We start from the raw sequence: 16,405 nt of genomic DNA, 5'->3' as shown, positions 1-16,405 counted from the left end.
ACGGGTGGAGAGGTCGGTGGCCGTCAGCCGGACACCGCTGCCTTGGCGGGCTCGCGCTCCGCGTCCGGCGGTGAGGCGGGTGGTGCGGAGTCCTCGCGGCGGAACGGCCGCATCAGGCTCCCGATGATGGAGAAGCGCCCCTGGCTCTTGTTGTAGACGTCGATCGCGACGGCCAGCAGCAGGACCAGGCCCTTGATGATCTGGACCTTGTCGGTGCCCACGCCCTCGAGCTGGAGGCCGTTGTTGAGCACGGCCATCACCAGACCACCGACGATGGAGCCGCTGATGGTGCCGATACCGCCGGCGACGGCCGCGCCACCGATGAAGACAGCGGCGATGGCGTCCAGCTCCCAGCCGTTACCGTCCTGCGGCCCGGAGGCCTGCGAACGGGCCACGAAGATCATGCCGGCCAGCGCGGCCAGGACGGACATGTTCATCATGACGAAGAAGTTGACCCGCTTGAGCTTCACGCCGGACAGCTCGGCCGCCCGGGAGTTGCCGCCCACCGCGTAGATGTGCCGGCCGCCGGCCGTGTTGCGGGTGTAGAAGGAGTACGCGATGACCAGCGCCACGAGGATGATGCCCGAGATCGGGAAGCTGGTGCCGACGCGACCACTGGCGAAGCGCAGCGCCGCGAAGGCGATCACTCCGACCATGACGGCCATCCGCAGGATCGAGATCCACAGGGGCGCCGGGTCGGCGTCCATCGCCCGTCGGGTGTTGCGGGCCCGGATCTCGCGCCACACCACCGCCACAGCGGCGGCCAGACCGAGCAGCAGCGTCGCGTTGTTGTAGCCGGTGTTCGGGCCGAACTCGGGCAGGAAGCCCGAGCCGATCTCCCGGAAGCCCTCCGGCACCGGGATGCTCTGGGCGTTGCCGATGAACTGGTTGCCACCGCGGAAGAGCAGCATTCCCGCCAGGGTGACGATGAACGCCGGCACCCCGATGTAGGCCACCCAGAAGCCCTGCCAGGCGCCGATCACCGCGCCGATGGCGAGGCCGAACACGATGGCGGCGGGCCAGGGCAGATTCCACTCGGTCATCGACTTGGCGACCAGGATGCCGGTGAATGCCGCGACCGAGCCGACCGAGAGGTCGATGTGCCCGGCGACGATCACCATGAGCATGCCGATGGCCAGGATCAGGATGTACGAGTTCTGCTGGAACAGCGCGATCAGGTTGTCCGACCGCAGCGTCAGCCCATTGGTCCAGATCTGGAAGATCAGGACGATCGCCACCAGGGTGAAGATCATCCCGAACTGGCGGGCGTTGGAGGTCGTGCCTCCAAACAGGTTCTTCTGAAGGTCTCTGATACGGCTCATCGGGTGGCCAACTTCTTCGTCGAGGTCATCTGCTTCATGAGGGTTTCCGGGTTCGCGTCCGCCCGGGCGATCTCGCCCGTGATGGCGCCTTCGAAGACGGTGTAGATGCGGTCGCAGAGCCCGATCAGCTCAGGCAGCTCCGAGGAGATGACGACAACGCCCTTCCCCTGGTCGGCGAGCCGCTGGATGATGCCGTAGATCTCGTACTTCGCGCCCACGTCGATGCCGCGGGTCGGCTCGTCGAGGATCAGCAGGTCCGGGTCGCTGAACATCCACTTGGCCAGGACGACCTTCTGCTGGTTGCCGCCCGAGAGCTTGGAGACGCCCTCGTCGACCGTCGGGGCCTTGGTCCGCAACTCCTTGCGGTACGCCTCGGCCGCCTGGTACTCCTCGACCTCGCTCAGGACGCCGTGGTGCGAGATCTTGGACAGCTTGGCGGCCACCGTCGACGTCTTGATGTCGTCGAGCAGGTTGAGGCCGAGCGCCTTACGGTCCTCGCTGACGTACGCGAGGCCGTGGTCGATGGCGTCCGCCACCGACTTCAGGACGATCTCCTTGCCGTCCTTGATGATCGTGCCCGACTCGTACACCCCGTAGGAGCGGCCGAAGACGCTCATCGCGAGTTCGGTGCGGCCCGCGCCCATCAGGCCGGCGAAGCCGACGATCTCGCCGCGGCGCACCACGAAGCTCTCGTTCTTGCAGACCTGGCGCTCGGCGGAGATCGGGTGCCGGACGTTCCAGTTGCGCACCTCGAAGAAGACGTCGCCGATCTTCGGGGTGTGGTCCGGGAACCGGCTGCTCAGCTCGCGGCCGACCATGCCCCGCACGATCCGGTCCTCGTCGACCCCGTCCGCCTTGACGTCGAGGGTCTCCACGGTCTTGCCGTCCCGGAGGATGGTGATCTGGTCGGCGATCGCCTCGATCTCGTTCAGCTTGTGCGAGATCATGATCGAGGTGATGCCGCGGGAGCGGAAGCCGCGCAGCAGGTCCAACAGGTGCCGGGAGTCGGCCTCGTTCAGCGCGGCGGTCGGCTCGTCCAGGATGAGCAGCTTCACGTCCTTGGCGAACGCCTTCGCGATCTCCACGAGCTGCTGCTTGCCGACGCCGATGTCCTTGACCAGGGTGTCCGGGTTCTCCTCCAGACCGACCCGGGCCATCAGGTCCAGCGCCATCCGGTTGGCGGCCTTCCAGTCGATCGCGCCCCGCTTGCGCGGTTCGTTACCGAGGAAGATGTTCTCGGCGATCGACATCCCGGGGATGAGCGCCAACTCCTGGTGGATGATGACGATGCCGGCGCCCTCGCTCGCCCGGATGTCGGAGAACTTGCTCTCCGACCCCTGGTAGACGATCTGGCCGTCGTAGCTGCCGTACGGGTAGACCCCGCTGAGCACCTTCATCAGCGTGGACTTGCCCGCACCGTTCTCGCCGCAGATGGCATGGATCTCGCCGGCGCGAACCACCAGGTTGACGTCGGAGAGGGCCTTGACTCCGGGGAACTCCTTGGTGATGGAACGCATCTCAAGGAGGATCGGCACGTCGCTCATCGCTCGTACCACCTCGCCAACGTCATCGGTTGCCTCCGGAAGGTTGAACCTTCACTTGGTTTTGTTGTTGACGGCAACGTATTGCGGTGAGCAGGCCATCCGCAAGGCGAGGCGGTGTTGAAAATGTAACAATCCGGCAATATAGACGAAGCAGAGTATTCGCCCGTCACGCCGGTCCCACGAGTCGCCGATGGCACCATGGACCGCTCCTGGCAACGTTGTCAAATCGGAGTCGACGACCCATCCGCGCCGATCACCGCAAGCAGGCTCGCCACCAGGCACAATCCGCCCCAGCAGGCGCGGACACCCGTGCGCCGCGGCCGAACTGCCATCGAACGGTGGTGATCGAGCCATGAGGCCGGCGACCCGTCCAGCATGCCTCGGCCGACCGCGGCCTGCGATGTGACCCACGCCTCCCCCGAGCGAAGGGATCGACGGCCGCCACCCCCGCACGCCCCGCCCCCGCCCCGCCCCGCCCCGCCCCGCCCCGTCGATCATGGAGTTGTGGTGGGTGACAAAGCGCGCGTCAATCTCCAAACCCGGCACCACAACTCCATGATCGACGGGGCGGGCGGTGATCACGCGCGATCTTGCACTCGCTGTGGCGGCATAGCGGGCATTCCGCTCATGTCGACGACCGAAAGTGCAAGATCGGCGGGGCGAGGCGAGGCGAGGCGAGGCGGGGCGGGGCGAGGCGGGGCGGGGCGAGGCGGGGCGGGGCGAGGCGGGGCGGGGCGGGGCGGGGCGGGGGCGGGGGCGGGCGGTGGAGGTCGACCGGTCAGCTGGGGTGCAGCACCGCCTTGATCACCGCGTCCTCGCGGCGGTCGAAGCTGCGGTACAGCCCCGGCGCGTCGTCGAGAACGCCGTGGTGGGTAACGATCACACCGGGCCGGGCCCGGCCGGCGACGACCATGTCCCGCAGCAGCACCGTGTAGCGACGATCGTGCGTGCGTCCGAACCGCACGGCGACGCCCTTGGTGAACAGCGTCCCCCAGGGCGCGACGAGATCCTCGCGGGCGCTCGCGCCCGGCCGCGGGTGTAGGTCCTTCTCGGGGTAGACGCCCGCCACGGCGATCGAACCCGCGGGATTGACCAGCCGGGCGGCGTCGGCGATCACCTGGTCCGGGCGCTCCTGGTCGGGGTGCTCCCGGTCGCGCGCCTGGAAACCGACCGCGTCGATGACCCGGTCGATCCCGCCCAACTTCTCCTCGCCCAGCGGCAGACCGGCCCGCGCGCGGTCGGCGCGGATCTGCTCCACCGGGTCACCGAGGCGGAAGTCGACCGGAACCGCGCCGAGCTCACCGGCCTTGTCGAGCCGGGCGTCCACCCCGTCGACGCAGTAGACGACCCGGGCGCCCCGCAGCAGCGCCGAGTACGCGCCGAGCAGACCGATGGTGCCGGCGCCGAACACGGCCACGGTGTCGCCGGCCTGCACCTCGGCGAGGGTCGCCGCGGCGTGCCACCCGGTCACGAACGCGTCGGCGAGCAGCACGAAGTCGTCCTCGTACGCGTCGCCCGGCTCTCCCGGCACGGGCACGCAGTTCGCGTCGGCCCACGGCACCCGCAGCAGGTCGGCCTGGGCACCCCGGTACGGACCCATCCCGGCGTAGCCGTAGGCGGCGCCCGGCCCCTCGGCCCGTGCCCGCAGGCAGGCCGCCGAGAGCCCGCGCGAGCACATCACGCAGGTGCCGCAGAACAGGTGCGTGGGGATCACCACCCGGGTGCCGGGTCGCACGGTCTGCACCGCCGAGCCGACCTCCTGCACCACACCCAGCGGCTCGTGGCCGAACACCAACCCCGGTTCGGCGCTGGTGCGCCCGTCGTACATGTGCAGGTCCGTGCCGCACAGGGCGGTGGACGTGATCCGCACGAGCGCGTCCGTCGACGCCTCGATCCTCGCGTCGGGCACCTCCCGTACCGCGACGTCCCGAACGTCTACGTAGACGACGGCTCTCATACCGGCTCCCCCTCAGGTGGTGGAGCGTCGGTCTTCCCCCGGTTGGCCGATTCATGCCGGGGCGATCGACGGGCAGGACGGTCCGCCGCGCGACGTAGCATCGGCGAAGCACGATGTCAGGGGCACCACCTCGCCGACCGGATCGGGCACCTTCGACATGACGACCGAACAGACCACGTCCCCACCGCGCACCGGCGTCGGCATCGTGGCCCGTGACCTGGGGGCGACCGTCCGAGGTGGACGTCGCGTCCTCGACGACATCTCGCTGACCGTCGCGCCGGGCGAGCTGGTCGCGATCATCGGGGTCAGCGGCGCGGGCAAGACCACCCTGCTGGAGACGCTGGCCGGGGTCCGCCGACCGGCGGCCGGCACCGTGGGGTACGACGATGACGGTGTCCCGGGCTCGGTCGGCTTCGTCCCGCAGGACGACATCATCCACCGCGAGCTACCGCTGGCCCGCACCCTGCGGTACGCGGCCCAGCTGCGCCTGCCACCGGGGACCGGCCCCGCCGAGGTGTCGCGCCGGGTGGCCGAGGTGCTCGCCGAGCTGCGGCTCACCGAGCGGGCCGACGTGCCGGTGGGTCGCCTCAGCGGCGGTGAACGCAAGCGCGCCAGCATCGCCGTCGAGCTGCTGACCCGACCCGGCGTGTTCTTCCTCGACGAGCCCACCTCCGGGTTGGATCCGGCGATCGCCGTGGACCTCCTGCGGGCGCTGCGGACGCTCGCCGACGCCGGTGCGACCGTCGTGCTCACCACCCACCAGGTCACTGACGTGGACCGTTGCGACCGGGTGGTCGTGCTGACCCGCGAGGGGCGGTTGGCGTACGCCGGCACGCCCGACGCCGCCCGGGAGTTCTTCGGCCTGCGGTCCCTCGCGGAGGTCCACCTGCTGCTCGATGAGGAGTCCGACCAGACCGTCTGGCCCGAGCGCTTCGCCGCGTCGCGCGCCGTTGGACCGACCGCCACCACGGGCGACCCAGGCGGCAGGGGTCCGGGACGGCCGGTCGGCCGGCTGCGCCAGTGGTGGGTCCTCGCGGCGCGCAACGCGGAGATCGTCGCCCGCAACCGACTGACGCTGGCGATCCTGCTCGGCTCACCACTGATGGTGCTGGGGATGTTCGCGCTGCTGTTCCGCCCCGGCGCGTTCGACCCGGCGAGCCCGAGCCCGACCGTCACCGTGATGATCCTCTTTTGGATCGCGTTCGGCGGCTTCTTCTTCGGCCTGACCTACGGTCTGCTCCAGATCTGCACGGAGCTGCCGATCCTGCGCCGGGAGCGCCTGGCGGGTGTCCGGCTGCTGCCGTACCTGATGGCGAAGGTCGCGGTGTTGCTGCCGCTGCTCGCCCTGGTGGACCTGGCCCCGCTCGGGGTGCTGCGCGGCATGGACCGACTGCCGCCGGTCGGCGGCGGCGACTTCGCGGCCCTGTACGCGACCCTGCTGCTCTCCTCGGCGGCCGCGCTCGCGCTCGGCCTGCTCTGCTCCGCGGCCGTCTCGGACGCGGCCCAGGCGACCCTCATGCTGCCGATGCTGTGCTTCCCGCAGGTGCTGTTCGTCGGGGCGATCCTGCCGGTGCCGGCCATGGCGGACGGCGGCCGGTGGCTCAGCTACGCGATGTCGAACCGCTGGGCGTTCGAGGGGTTGGGGCACACCGCCGGGGTGGAACGGCTGTGGCGCGACGGCGGCTCACCGCTCGGCCCGCCGCTGTCGCAGACGTACGGCGACACCTTCGCGCGAGCGGTCTGGGTCGACTGGCTGGTACTCGGCGGGTTTGTGCTGCTCTCGCTCGCGGCGACCTGGGCGGTGCTGGTACGGCGGGAGGCCCGCCGTGCGGCCTGAGCGCGCCCCTGCCCTCTCGCCGACAGACCTGCCCGGGTACGCCGACACCGCGCGGATCGACGAGTTACGCGCCACCGAGTACCCGCACCTCGACCGGCACGGCCAGGTCTACCTCGACTACGCCGGGGCCGGGGTGACCGCACGGGCCCAGGTGCGGGCGCACCACGACCGGCTGCTAACGGGGCCGTACGGCAACCCGCACTCGGAGAGCCCGACCAGCGCGGCGGCCGGCTCGCTGGTGGAGTCGGCCCGGCGGGCGGTGCTCGACTTCTTCTCCGCCGACCCCGCCGAGTACGCGGTGGTCTTCACCCCCAACGCCAGCGGCGCCTGCCGTCTGGTCGGCGAGGCGTACCCCTTCGGACCGACCGCACCCTTCGCGCTGACCTGGGACAACCACAACTCGGTCAACGGCATCCGCGAGTACGCCCGGGCGGCCGGCGCGGCGGTGCGGTACGTGCCGTTGAGCGGCCCGGAGCTGCGGGTCGCCGAGGCCGACCTGGTCTCGGTGCTCGACGCCGGCAGCGGGGTTCGGTCCGGCCGCCGTGGGCTGTTCGGGTACCCGGCGCAGAGCAACTTCTCCGGCGTGCAGCATCCCCTTGGCTGGGTCGAGCTGGCCCACCGGCACGGCTACGACGTGCTGTTGGACGCCGCCGCGTTCACCGCCACGAACCGCTTGGACCTGCGCGCCGTCCGACCCGACTTCGTCTGCCTGAGCTGGTACAAGCTGTTCGGTTATCCGACTGGCGTCGGCGCGCTGCTGGCGCGTCGTGACGCGCTGGCCCGGCTGCGCCGTCCGTGGTTCGCCGGGGGCACCATCAGGGCGGTCAGCGTGCAGGGTGACTGGCACCGCTCGATGGACGACGAGTCGGCGTTCGAGGACGGCACGCTCAACTTCCTGAGCATTCCGGACGTGGAGTTCGGGCTGCGGTGGCTCGACTCGATCGGCGTGGATCTCGTGCACAGCCGGGTCGGCCTGCTCACCGCCTGGTTGCTGGACCGCCTGACCGCGCTGCGGCACCGCACCGGCCAACCGCTGGTGCGGGTGTACGGGCCGGCCACGGGCGAGGGCCGGGGCGCGACCGTGACGTTCAACGTGCTGCGGCCGGACGGCACGCCGGTCGACGAGCGACTCGTCGCCCGGGAGGCCGCCGCGGCGGGCTTCTCCCTGCGGACCGGATGCTTCTGCAATCCGGGTGCGGGCGAGGGGGCGTTCGGGATCACCCGGCAGACGCTGCGGCGACGCCTGCTCGCCCAGATCGGCACGATCGACGAGTACCTGGACGCGCTGGCGCTACCGACCGGCGGCGCGGTCCGGGTGTCGTTCGGGCTGGCGTCCACCGCGGCCGACGCCGAACGCTTCGTCGCCTTCGTGGAGTCGTCCTACCTGGACCGGGACGGTGAGGCCGGGCCGCCGTTGCCGCCCCGGCTCCGGTGCTGACGTGCCCTCCGGGGCTAGCCGACCTGGGCCACCGGCGCCGGGCGGTGCGTGATCTCCTCCATGAACGCGAACCGGGCGGCCAGCTCGGCGAGGGTCGCCCCCTCCCGCCAGGCCGAGGCAACCTGGGCGACCTGGACCAGGTCCATGCAGTCGCCGCGGGCCAGCACCTCGCCCGCGGAGCGGACGTCGATCATGAAGTACCGGGCCTGCGAGCCCAGCCCGACACAGACCACGCCCTGGTCGGAGTGCAGCTCGGCGCAGGTGAACCGGGCCCGCCCCTGCTCGGGTGCGGTCACCCGGCCGATGTCGAGCCGGTGGCGGTCGGCGGTCTCGATGAGCGCGGGGGCCAGGCCACCCCGCTCGACCAGATCCGGGTAGAGGCGCACACCCAGCGCCGTCGACGCGTCGCTCATGACTGACTCCCACTTCCTTGTGACAGAGACCAGCAGCACGCAGGTTACGGGGAGGTTTCCTGCGGACCTCGTCATCCTGTCCCGGGTGGACGCTCCACGGCAATAGGAAGTGTCGATTCGACCGCTATCGAGGGGTGCGATCGGGCGGTAACGGACCGTCGCGGCATTGGAAACACTCTTGACAGAAAGGTCACCATATCGACATGCTTCGCTTGGAGAGCGCTCTCCAAGATTCTCTGCCGCGCCGTCTCCGACGCGCCGCCTCCCCTTCACCTCGCTGAGGAGCCTCCCGTGTTCACAGCCCGCCCCACCTCCCGCAGCCGCCCCCTCGTCCTCGCGGCGGTCGCCCTCGTCACCACCCTCGCCACCCTCACCCTCCCGGGTCAGTCCGACCGCGCCGAGGCCGCCATCGGCGGACTCACCTGGCAGGACGAGTTCAACGCCCCGGCCGGTACGCCCGTCGACGCGAACAAGTGGCGCTTCGACATCGGCGGCGGGGGCTGGGGCAACAACGAGCGGCAGTACTACACCAACAGCACCAGCAACGCCGTACACGACGGCCAGGGCAACCTCGTCATCACCGCCCGTCGGGAGAACCCCGCCAACTACCAGTGCCACTACGGCCGTTGTGAGTACACCTCGGCCCGGCTGCTGACGGCGGCGACCTTCACCCAGACGTACGGTCGCTTCGAAGCCCGCATCAAGATCCCGCGCGGTCAGGGCATCTGGCCGGCGTTCTGGATGCTCGGCACCGGCGGCGGGTGGCCCGACGCCGGCGAGATCGACGTCATGGAGAACATCGGCCGGGAGCCCAACACCGTCTACGGCACCGTGCACGGCCCCGGCTACTCCGGCAGTGGCGGCATCACCGGCAGCCGTACCATCGGCGGCCCGCTCGCCGACGGTTTCCACGACTACCGGGTGGACTGGGAGCCGGGCGCGATCACCTGGTACCTGGACGGGGTGCAGTACCACCGGGTCGACCCGGCCCGCCTCGGCGGCAACCGCTGGGTGTTCGACCACCCGTTCTTCATGATTCTCAACGTGGCGGTCGGGGGAAACTGGCCCGGCTACCCGGACGGCTCCACCCAGTTCCCGCAGCAGATGCTCGTCGACTACGTCCGGGTGTCGAGCTACACCTCCGACGGCGGCAACCCGCCGTCCGGCACCACGCGGCTCCGGGGAGCGCAGAGCGGGCGCTGCATCGACATCCCGAGCGCCAACCCCGTCGAGGGCGCCAAGCTGCAGATCTGGGACTGCAACACGACCGCGGCGCAGGCGTGGACCTTCGCCTCCGACGGGACCGTCCGGGCGATGGGCAAGTGCATGGACCCGGCCTGGGCCGGCACGGCCAACGGCACCGAGGTCAACCTGGTCAACTGCAACGGCAACCCGGCCCAGCGCTTCACGCTCAACAGCGCGGGCGACCTGGTCAACCTCAGCGCCAACAAGTGCGTCGACGTACGGGAGGCCAACCCCAACAACGGCGGCAAGCTGCACCTGTGGGACTGCCTCGGCGCGTCCAACCAGAAGTGGTCCCGCTTCTGAGCAGACCGGCATGAGCGAACGGGCCGTCCGAGCGCAGCCTCGGACGGCCCGTTCGCGTGCGCGACAGTGCCCCGAACCCGATTCGGTCGGGCGACCACCCAGCGACCGCTATGTTCGGTTTAGTCCGTATATAGCCATCACGGGAGTGAGCCCATGTCGCACCACCTCGACACCCCCCTCGCGGCCCAGGGAGGTCAGCTCTACATCGACGACCTCTACGTCTTCGACGGCGACCACGCCACGGTGTTCGTCATGGACGTCAACAGCTCGGTGACCAGGGCCGACATCAAGCGTGGCTTCCACGCCGAGGCCCGCTACGAGTTCAAGATTCACTTCAACGGGGCGGACACCGAGGAGCTGACCTACCGGTTCGCGTTCGGCGAGCCGGACGGCAACGCCACGCAGACCCTCCAACTGTACGAACTCACCGGCGCCGACGCCCGGGACGACGCCGCCATGGGCACTCCGATCGCCGAGGGCCGGACCGGCGAGGTGACGACCGGGCAGCGTGTCCGGGTCTGGGCGGGCCGGATCACCGACCCGTTCTACATCGATCTCGGCGAACTCGCCACCATCAACGGCGCGGTCAAGAACGGGGCGAAGGTGGACCGCTCGACGTGGCGGGCCGATCAGGCGACGAACAGCTTCGCCGGCACCACGGTCGAGTCGATCGTCCTGGAGGTCTCCCACGACGAGCCGCTGCTGCGCGAGGGCACCGAGATCGGCGTCTGGTGCCGGACCCTGCTCGCCACCGACGCGGGCGGATGGCGGCAGATCAACCGCGCCGGCCACCCCATGATGTGGCCCGTGTTCTGGCCGCACGACACCGACTTCTCGGATCCGGCGAACTTCCGGCACCCCAAGCAGGACCTGCCCGAGGACGGAGAGGAGATCGCCAAGGCGGTCGCCGGGGTCGTCGCGGCGAACGGCACCGCGCCGGACCCCCAGGCGTACGGCTGGAGCGTCGCCCGCGCGCTCTACCCCGACGTGCTGTCGTACACGGTGGGCACGGCCGCGAACTACGGCTTCGCGGTCCGCAACGGTCGCACCATGGCCGACAACGCGCCCGAGGTGATGTTCTCCCTGGTCCTGAACACCGGCACCACCTCCGGACTCACCCCCGACGTCACGAAGGCCGCCCGCGCCGACGCGTTCCCGTACGTGGTGCCGGCCTGACCGCCGCACGGGCCTGGCGGCGACCCAGCCGGATGACGGTGGTGTCGTTTGACCGTTTTGGGAGACTCTGCGTGGTTAATCTCTGAATCACATCCGTTGGGCGATTCAGATAGGAGATTTGATGCGCAGGAAACTTCTCGCGGGCGTGGCCGGCCTCGCCGCCGCCCTCGCTCTCGCCGGGCCGGCAGCCGCCGACACGACGGGCGACACCATCGTGACCCTGACCGTCGATGCCGCCGGTGGTCTCTCGATCACCGTACCGGCGACGGCGAACATCGGGCACGGCGTCGAGGGCTCGTCCGTCACCGGCCTGCTCGGCCCGGTCACCGTGCTCGACCAGCGCGGCTCGCTCACCCCGAACTGGACCGCCAACGTCATCTCCACCGACTTCACCACCGGCGGCGGCAGCTCCGGGGAGACGATCCCGAACATCAACGTCCTGTACTGGTCCGGTCCCGCCACGGCGACCGCCGGTGGGGGCACCTTCACTCCGGGGCAGCCCACCTCGGCCCAGCAGGTGATCATCAACGTGCCCCGCACCGCGATGAGCCACACCGGCGGTACGGGCAACAACTTCGCCACCTGGAACCCGACGCTGGTGGTGGACATTCCGGTCGGCACCGTCCAGGGTGTCTACACCGGGACGGTGACACATTCGGTGTTCTGAACCGCTCGGCCGGCTGGTGTTGCTGGCCTCGGTCGCCCTCGTGGCGCTCGGGGTGTCGGCGGCACCAGCCGTTGCCGCGCGGGAGCAGCGACAGGAACCCGCCGACGATGCCGCGATCAGCATCCGCATGCTGGACATTCCCGCGAGTCGGGTGCAGGACCCCCGCGCGCAGGTCTACATCGTGGACCACCTGAAGCCGGGCACGACGATCCACCGTCGGGTCGAGGTGCAGAACACCTCGGACGAGACGCAGAAGATCGACTTTTACTCCGGGGCGGCGTCGGTGGAGAAGAACGCCTTCGCCGTGCCCGAGGGGCGTACGGGCAACGAGCTCAGCGGATGGATCCGGCTCAAGACCGCCAGGCTGGAGTTGGACCCGGGCGAGCGGCGACCGGTCGAGGTCGAGATCGCCGTCCCGAGCAAGGCGTCCAAGGGTGAGCGGTACGCCGCGATCTGGGCACAGGTCACCAGCTCGAAGGAGCGCGGCGGCAACGTCACGCAGATCCACCGGGTCGGCATCCGGGTCTACCTGGACGTCGGCCCCGGCGGTGAGCCACCGACGGACTTCCGCATCGACGGACTGACCGCGGAGCCCGGAACCGGCGAGTTTCCCGTGGTGTCCGCCAAAATCACGAACACCGGCCAGCGCGCCCTGGACATGACCGGCACGCTGTCGCTGCGCAAGGCGGCGGTGCAGGCCGGACCGTTCAAGGTGACGAACGGCGTGACGATCCTGCCCGGCCAGAGCGGCCAGGTCCGCGTCGAGGTCAACCAGTCGTTGCCCGCGGGCACCTGGGAGGTGCACGCGACATTCGCCAGCGGCACCGTCGAGCGCACCGCGACGGGCACGATCGTCCTGCCCGTCGCCGCGCCGATGGCGGTCACGACGGCCACCGGGCCAGGCTGGCTGGTCTACGCCGTCGGCGGGCTCGCCGCGCTGGTCCTGGTCAGCCTCGGTGGCTGGCACCTCGTCCGCCGGCAACGGACCCGGCTGGCCTGACCGCCAACGCTCGACGTCGCCCGGCCGTTCCCGTACTGGAACGGCCGGGCGACGTCCTCTCGGAGCAGCCTCAGACCGGCCACCGGCCGGCACGCGGCAGGTCACCGGCCGGCACGCGGCAGGCCACCGGCCGGCACGCGGCAGGTCACGGCCGACGATCTCACGCCGCTATCTGACGAGGCGTCACCCGGAGGCACGTGTGGCGCGTCGTGCCGACCCGCGCGTGTCCCAGCGCTTCTCGGCGAACGCGTCGGACAGGTCGGTCACCCGACCCGGCATGGTGTCGTGAGAACGTCTCGTCGGCGCCGTCGACCGCCGCGTCCCCAACCTCTCTGGACAGAACACCTAGATGACCGAGTGCGTCACGACCGCCACATAGTCTCCGACCACCAGCCCGTTCGAAAGCCGCACCACAAGCGTCGGATTCCAGGTGGCGGAGTTCGCGCCGCCGGTCTGGCCGGACCAGCCGGCGGCCGTGCGCGGCGTGTCCAGTACGGCGCCGGGCTGCGGGAGGAACGTCCCGTCACCGGTGGTGGCGAGGGCTGGCCCGGAGGCGTACGTGATGTTGCTGTTCGGAATGGTCTCGTCCGACGTGCCGGAACCGGTGGTGAAGTTCGTGGTCGAGACGACGCTGACCCACCGTCCGGAGAAGGGGCCACGGTCGTCGGTGACGGTGACCGGGCCGAGTTGACCCGAGACACCTGTCGCATCCGAGGTGACGGTGCCGAGTGGGGAGATCGTCGGGACGCTGATGGAGAGCCCGCCGAGCGGACTGATGACCAGTTGCGCAGCCCTCGTGTCGGACTGGTTGAACGAGTCGGTCACCCGCACGGTGGACGGGAACGTGCCGGACGCCGTCGGTGTGCCGGCGAGCAGGCCGGTGGCCGGGTCGAGGCTCAGGCCGGGGGGCAGGCTTCCGGAGCTGACCGACCAGACGAAGGGACTCGTGCCGCCGGTCACCGTGAGCTGGTACTGGTACGGCACGTACGCCTTGCCCGGCGGCGGCGGCGCGAAGTTCAGGGTCGGCGGCGGGTTGACCGCCACCGGCGCGGAGGGGGCCGACTGGGGGCCGGTACCGGCCGCGTTGATCGCGGCCACCCGGAAGGTGTAGGTGGCGCCGCCGGTCAGTCCGGTGACGACCTGGATCGTGGCGGTCCCGCTGAAGGTCTGGGGGGCCTGCGCCACTCCGTTGAGGTAGGGCGTCACCGTGTAACCGGTGATGGGCGAACTGCCGTTGGCCGGGGTCGTCCAGCTCAGCCTGGCGGCGGTCGTCCCCCCGGTGACCGAAGTGATCGCCGGTGCGCCCGGCAGGGTGTACGGCACCACCGCCGCCGACACCGGGCTGGCCGCGCTGGTGCCGTACGCGTTCACCGCGGCGACCCGGAAGGCGTACGAGGAGCCGGCGGTCAGCCCGGTCAGTGTGCGGCTTGTGGTGGAGGCGTCGAAGGAGAGGGTCGGTTGCGTGACGCCGTCCCGGATCGGGGTGACGAGGTACGCCGTGATCGGGCTGCCGTTGCTCGCCGGCGCGGTCCAGCTCACGGTGGCGCTGGTGACACCCGCGACGGCGGTCGGCGTGGCCGGCGTGGCGGGCGCCGAGGCGTAGACGTAGTTCGCCGACCCGGCGGCGCCTCGGGTGACGACGCTGACCGTGACCGTCGCCGCGCTGGAGCGGGCGGGCATCGAGGAGATGCCGAGGGTGCCGTCGGGGTTGACGGTGAAGCAGCCGGCCGCCGGGCCGGAGGTGCAGGGCAGCAGCAGCACCGACGTGCCGGCCTGCGGTTCGGCGGGCGTACCGATGGTGATCGCGGTCGCACCGGTGAGGTTGCTGCCGCCGACGGTGACGGCGATGCCCCCGGCGATCGAGCTCTGCGCGGGGGTGACGGTCACACCGCTCGGTGCGGTGGCTGGCGCGACGCCGGTGGCGATGCCGGAGTAGCCCGGGTTCGCGTCGACCGACGACGAGGTCGCCACCGTGGCGGTCTGGATCAGTGCCGGTGTCACCCCGGTTCCGGTCACGGTGGCGACGACGGTGATGGGCGGCAGGAAGGTGCCGCCGGGGAACGGACCGTTGCTGTTGGTGCAGGTGATGGTCTGGCCTGAGGGTGGGCCGCAGACCCAGCCGGTGCCGACCGCGCCGCGCGGCGTGACGCCGGTCGGCACGGTCTGGGTGACCGAGATGGGCGACGTCTCCGTGGCGCCGGCGTCGACCCCCGCGATGATCGAGTAGGTGACCGGGTCACCGGGCTGCGGGGTGGGGCCGACCGCGCTGGTCTGCGCGACGTTGAGGTCCGGCACCTGGTTGAAGCTGACCGCCCGAGCCTCGTCGACCTCGTGGAAGTCGGTGACCGATCCGGTCGAGCCCACCCAGCCGAAGGCGAGTTGCCGGGGGTAGCCGTCGGCGTTCAGCCAGGTCGGCGACGGGTACAGGGTCGGCGACACGACCGGCAGCGCGCCCTGAAGGGTCTGCGCGGAACCGCCGACCGGGGTGAAGCGGATCCGGTACTGACCGGCGGGAGTGGTGATCCCGCTGTCGGTCATGTACGGCGAGCCGGTGGTGTTGATGACGACCTCGACCGGCACCACGGACGCGGCCCGGGTGCTGGCCCGCAACGCCAGGGCGGGGGCCGAGGTGCTGCCGGCGCTGCTGTTGATCGCGCAGTAGCCGACGCCGTTGCGGCCCGGACCACGGACGACGACCTGCCCGGGTACGCGCCCCCCGGTGGTGTTGATGTACGGCGGGTTCGTGCAGCCGGTGCCCTGGTAGGTGCTGCTGCTGAAGTTGCCGAAGACGTCCAGCCCGATGCCCAGGTAGCCGTTGGACAGACCCGCCGACACGCCGTTGAACGCCGCCGAGTAGCCCAGCGAACCGCCCGTCTGACCGAGGGTCGCCGGGGACCTCGGGTTGGCGGGGTCGACAGCGGCCAGCGCGAAGGCGAGGCCGTCCGCGCCCGGGTTGGAGCCGCCGTACTGGTAGGTGTTGAAGGTGAGGTGCAGACCCTGCGAGGTGGGAACGCTGACCGCGCCGAACACCCCGCCCTGGCGGTTGATCGTGGCGGGGGTGAGGCGCAGTTTGCCCGCGCCCTGCGGGTCGGTGGAGGTGGTGCAGCTCAGTAGCGGGCCGGTGGTCGTGTTGCCGGCCGCGCTGAGGCAGGCGGCATTGGTCCCGCCGGCGGTGGGCACGCCCGGCACCGTCACCGGGCCGATGCCGTTCGCGGTGTTGTTGTGAAAGGGCTGGTCGAACAGGACGGACCCGACGGCCGACGCCGGTAGCGGTGTGAGCGTCAGCGCCCCCGCGGTCACGGCGGCCACGAGAGCCAGGGTGCCCATCGGACGACACAGTCCTGGAAACGCCACGTCCATCCTCCGCTGGTCACTCCAATCCCAAAAGGGACTCTATACCCCAAAAGCCCCCAATACTCTGGGTACGCGGAAGCCGGCGAAGCCCATACGGAAGCGGACCGGCCCCACTCGGTCACACCGAGGGGGCCGGTCCGCAGGCGGTG

General features: G+C 70.6%; 11 protein-coding genes. 6 read left to right on the top strand and 5 right to left on the bottom strand.

Annotated features, from left to right (window positions below):
• Window positions 1-23: 23 nt before the first annotated feature.
• The 3 genes from mmsB to AB0B55_RS10345 all read right to left on the bottom strand — a co-directional run bounded on the left by mmsB (window position 24) and on the right by AB0B55_RS10345 (window position 4,823).
• Window positions 24-1,322, bottom strand: a complete 1,299-nt coding sequence (mmsB, locus tag AB0B55_RS10355) for a multiple monosaccharide ABC transporter permease (protein ID WP_357120319.1) — start codon at window positions 1,320-1,322, stop codon at window positions 24-26.
• On the bottom strand, window positions 1,319-2,866 hold the full coding sequence (gene mmsA / locus AB0B55_RS10350) for a multiple monosaccharide ABC transporter ATP-binding protein (protein ID WP_357120323.1): 1,548 nt from the start codon (window positions 2,864-2,866) through the stop codon (window positions 1,319-1,321). Before mmsA ends, mmsB begins: the two co-directional genes overlap by 4 nt.
• Before the next feature lie 778 nt (window positions 2,867-3,644).
• Window positions 3,645-4,823: an alcohol dehydrogenase catalytic domain-containing protein gene (locus tag AB0B55_RS10345; protein ID WP_357171509.1), complete on the bottom strand. Its 1,179-nt coding sequence runs from the start codon at window positions 4,821-4,823 to the stop codon at window positions 3,645-3,647.
• Window positions 4,824-4,980: 157 nt separating this feature from the next.
• Here AB0B55_RS10345 and AB0B55_RS10340 point away from each other — a divergent pair, with 157 nt between their 5' ends.
• Window positions 4,981-6,660: an ATP-binding cassette domain-containing protein gene (locus AB0B55_RS10340; protein WP_357171508.1), complete on the top strand. Its 1,680-nt coding sequence runs from the start codon at window positions 4,981-4,983 to the stop codon at window positions 6,658-6,660.
• Window positions 6,650-8,098: an aminotransferase class V-fold PLP-dependent enzyme gene (locus AB0B55_RS10335; protein ID WP_357171507.1), complete on the top strand. Its 1,449-nt coding sequence runs from the start codon at window positions 6,650-6,652 to the stop codon at window positions 8,096-8,098. Before AB0B55_RS10340 ends, AB0B55_RS10335 begins: the two co-directional genes overlap by 11 nt.
• Before the next feature lie 14 nt (window positions 8,099-8,112).
• On the opposite strand, the gene AB0B55_RS10330 is transcribed toward AB0B55_RS10335, so the two are convergent.
• The gene (locus AB0B55_RS10330; protein ID WP_357120335.1) at window positions 8,113-8,511 is read right to left on the bottom strand and encodes a hypothetical protein; all 399 of its coding nucleotides are present in this window, start codon (window positions 8,509-8,511) and stop codon (window positions 8,113-8,115) included.
• A gap of 291 nt (window positions 8,512-8,802) precedes the next feature.
• Between AB0B55_RS10330 and AB0B55_RS10325 the strand changes: the two genes are divergently transcribed.
• The 4 genes from AB0B55_RS10325 to AB0B55_RS10310 all read left to right on the top strand — a co-directional run bounded on the left by AB0B55_RS10325 (window position 8,803) and on the right by AB0B55_RS10310 (window position 12,902).
• Window positions 8,803-10,059, top strand: a complete 1,257-nt coding sequence (locus tag AB0B55_RS10325) for a family 16 glycosylhydrolase (protein ID WP_357171506.1) — start codon at window positions 8,803-8,805, stop codon at window positions 10,057-10,059.
• A gap of 153 nt (window positions 10,060-10,212) precedes the next feature.
• Window positions 10,213-11,235, top strand: coding sequence for a DUF4331 family protein (locus AB0B55_RS10320; protein ID WP_357120341.1), 1,023 nt, complete (start codon window positions 10,213-10,215; stop codon window positions 11,233-11,235).
• Between the two features lie 121 nt (window positions 11,236-11,356).
• Window positions 11,357-11,902, top strand: a complete 546-nt coding sequence (locus AB0B55_RS10315) for a hypothetical protein (protein ID WP_357120344.1) — start codon at window positions 11,357-11,359, stop codon at window positions 11,900-11,902.
• Window positions 11,903-11,918: 16 nt separating this feature from the next.
• Window positions 11,919-12,902: a hypothetical protein gene (locus AB0B55_RS10310; protein ID WP_357120347.1), complete on the top strand. Its 984-nt coding sequence runs from the start codon at window positions 11,919-11,921 to the stop codon at window positions 12,900-12,902.
• A gap of 345 nt (window positions 12,903-13,247) precedes the next feature.
• Here AB0B55_RS10310 and AB0B55_RS10305 read toward each other — a convergent pair whose 3' ends face one another.
• The gene (locus AB0B55_RS10305) at window positions 13,248-16,211 is read right to left on the bottom strand and encodes a fibronectin type III domain-containing protein (RefSeq protein ID WP_357171505.1); all 2,964 of its coding nucleotides are present in this window, start codon (window positions 16,209-16,211) and stop codon (window positions 13,248-13,250) included.
• Window positions 16,212-16,405: the final 194 nt, after the last annotated feature.

Origin of the sequence: Micromonospora sp. NPDC049107 (genome assembly GCF_040648595.1) — a bacterium.
Lineage (GTDB): Bacteria > Actinomycetota > Actinomycetes > Mycobacteriales > Micromonosporaceae > Micromonospora.
This window is presented reverse-complemented; position numbering and strand designations above follow the sequence as displayed.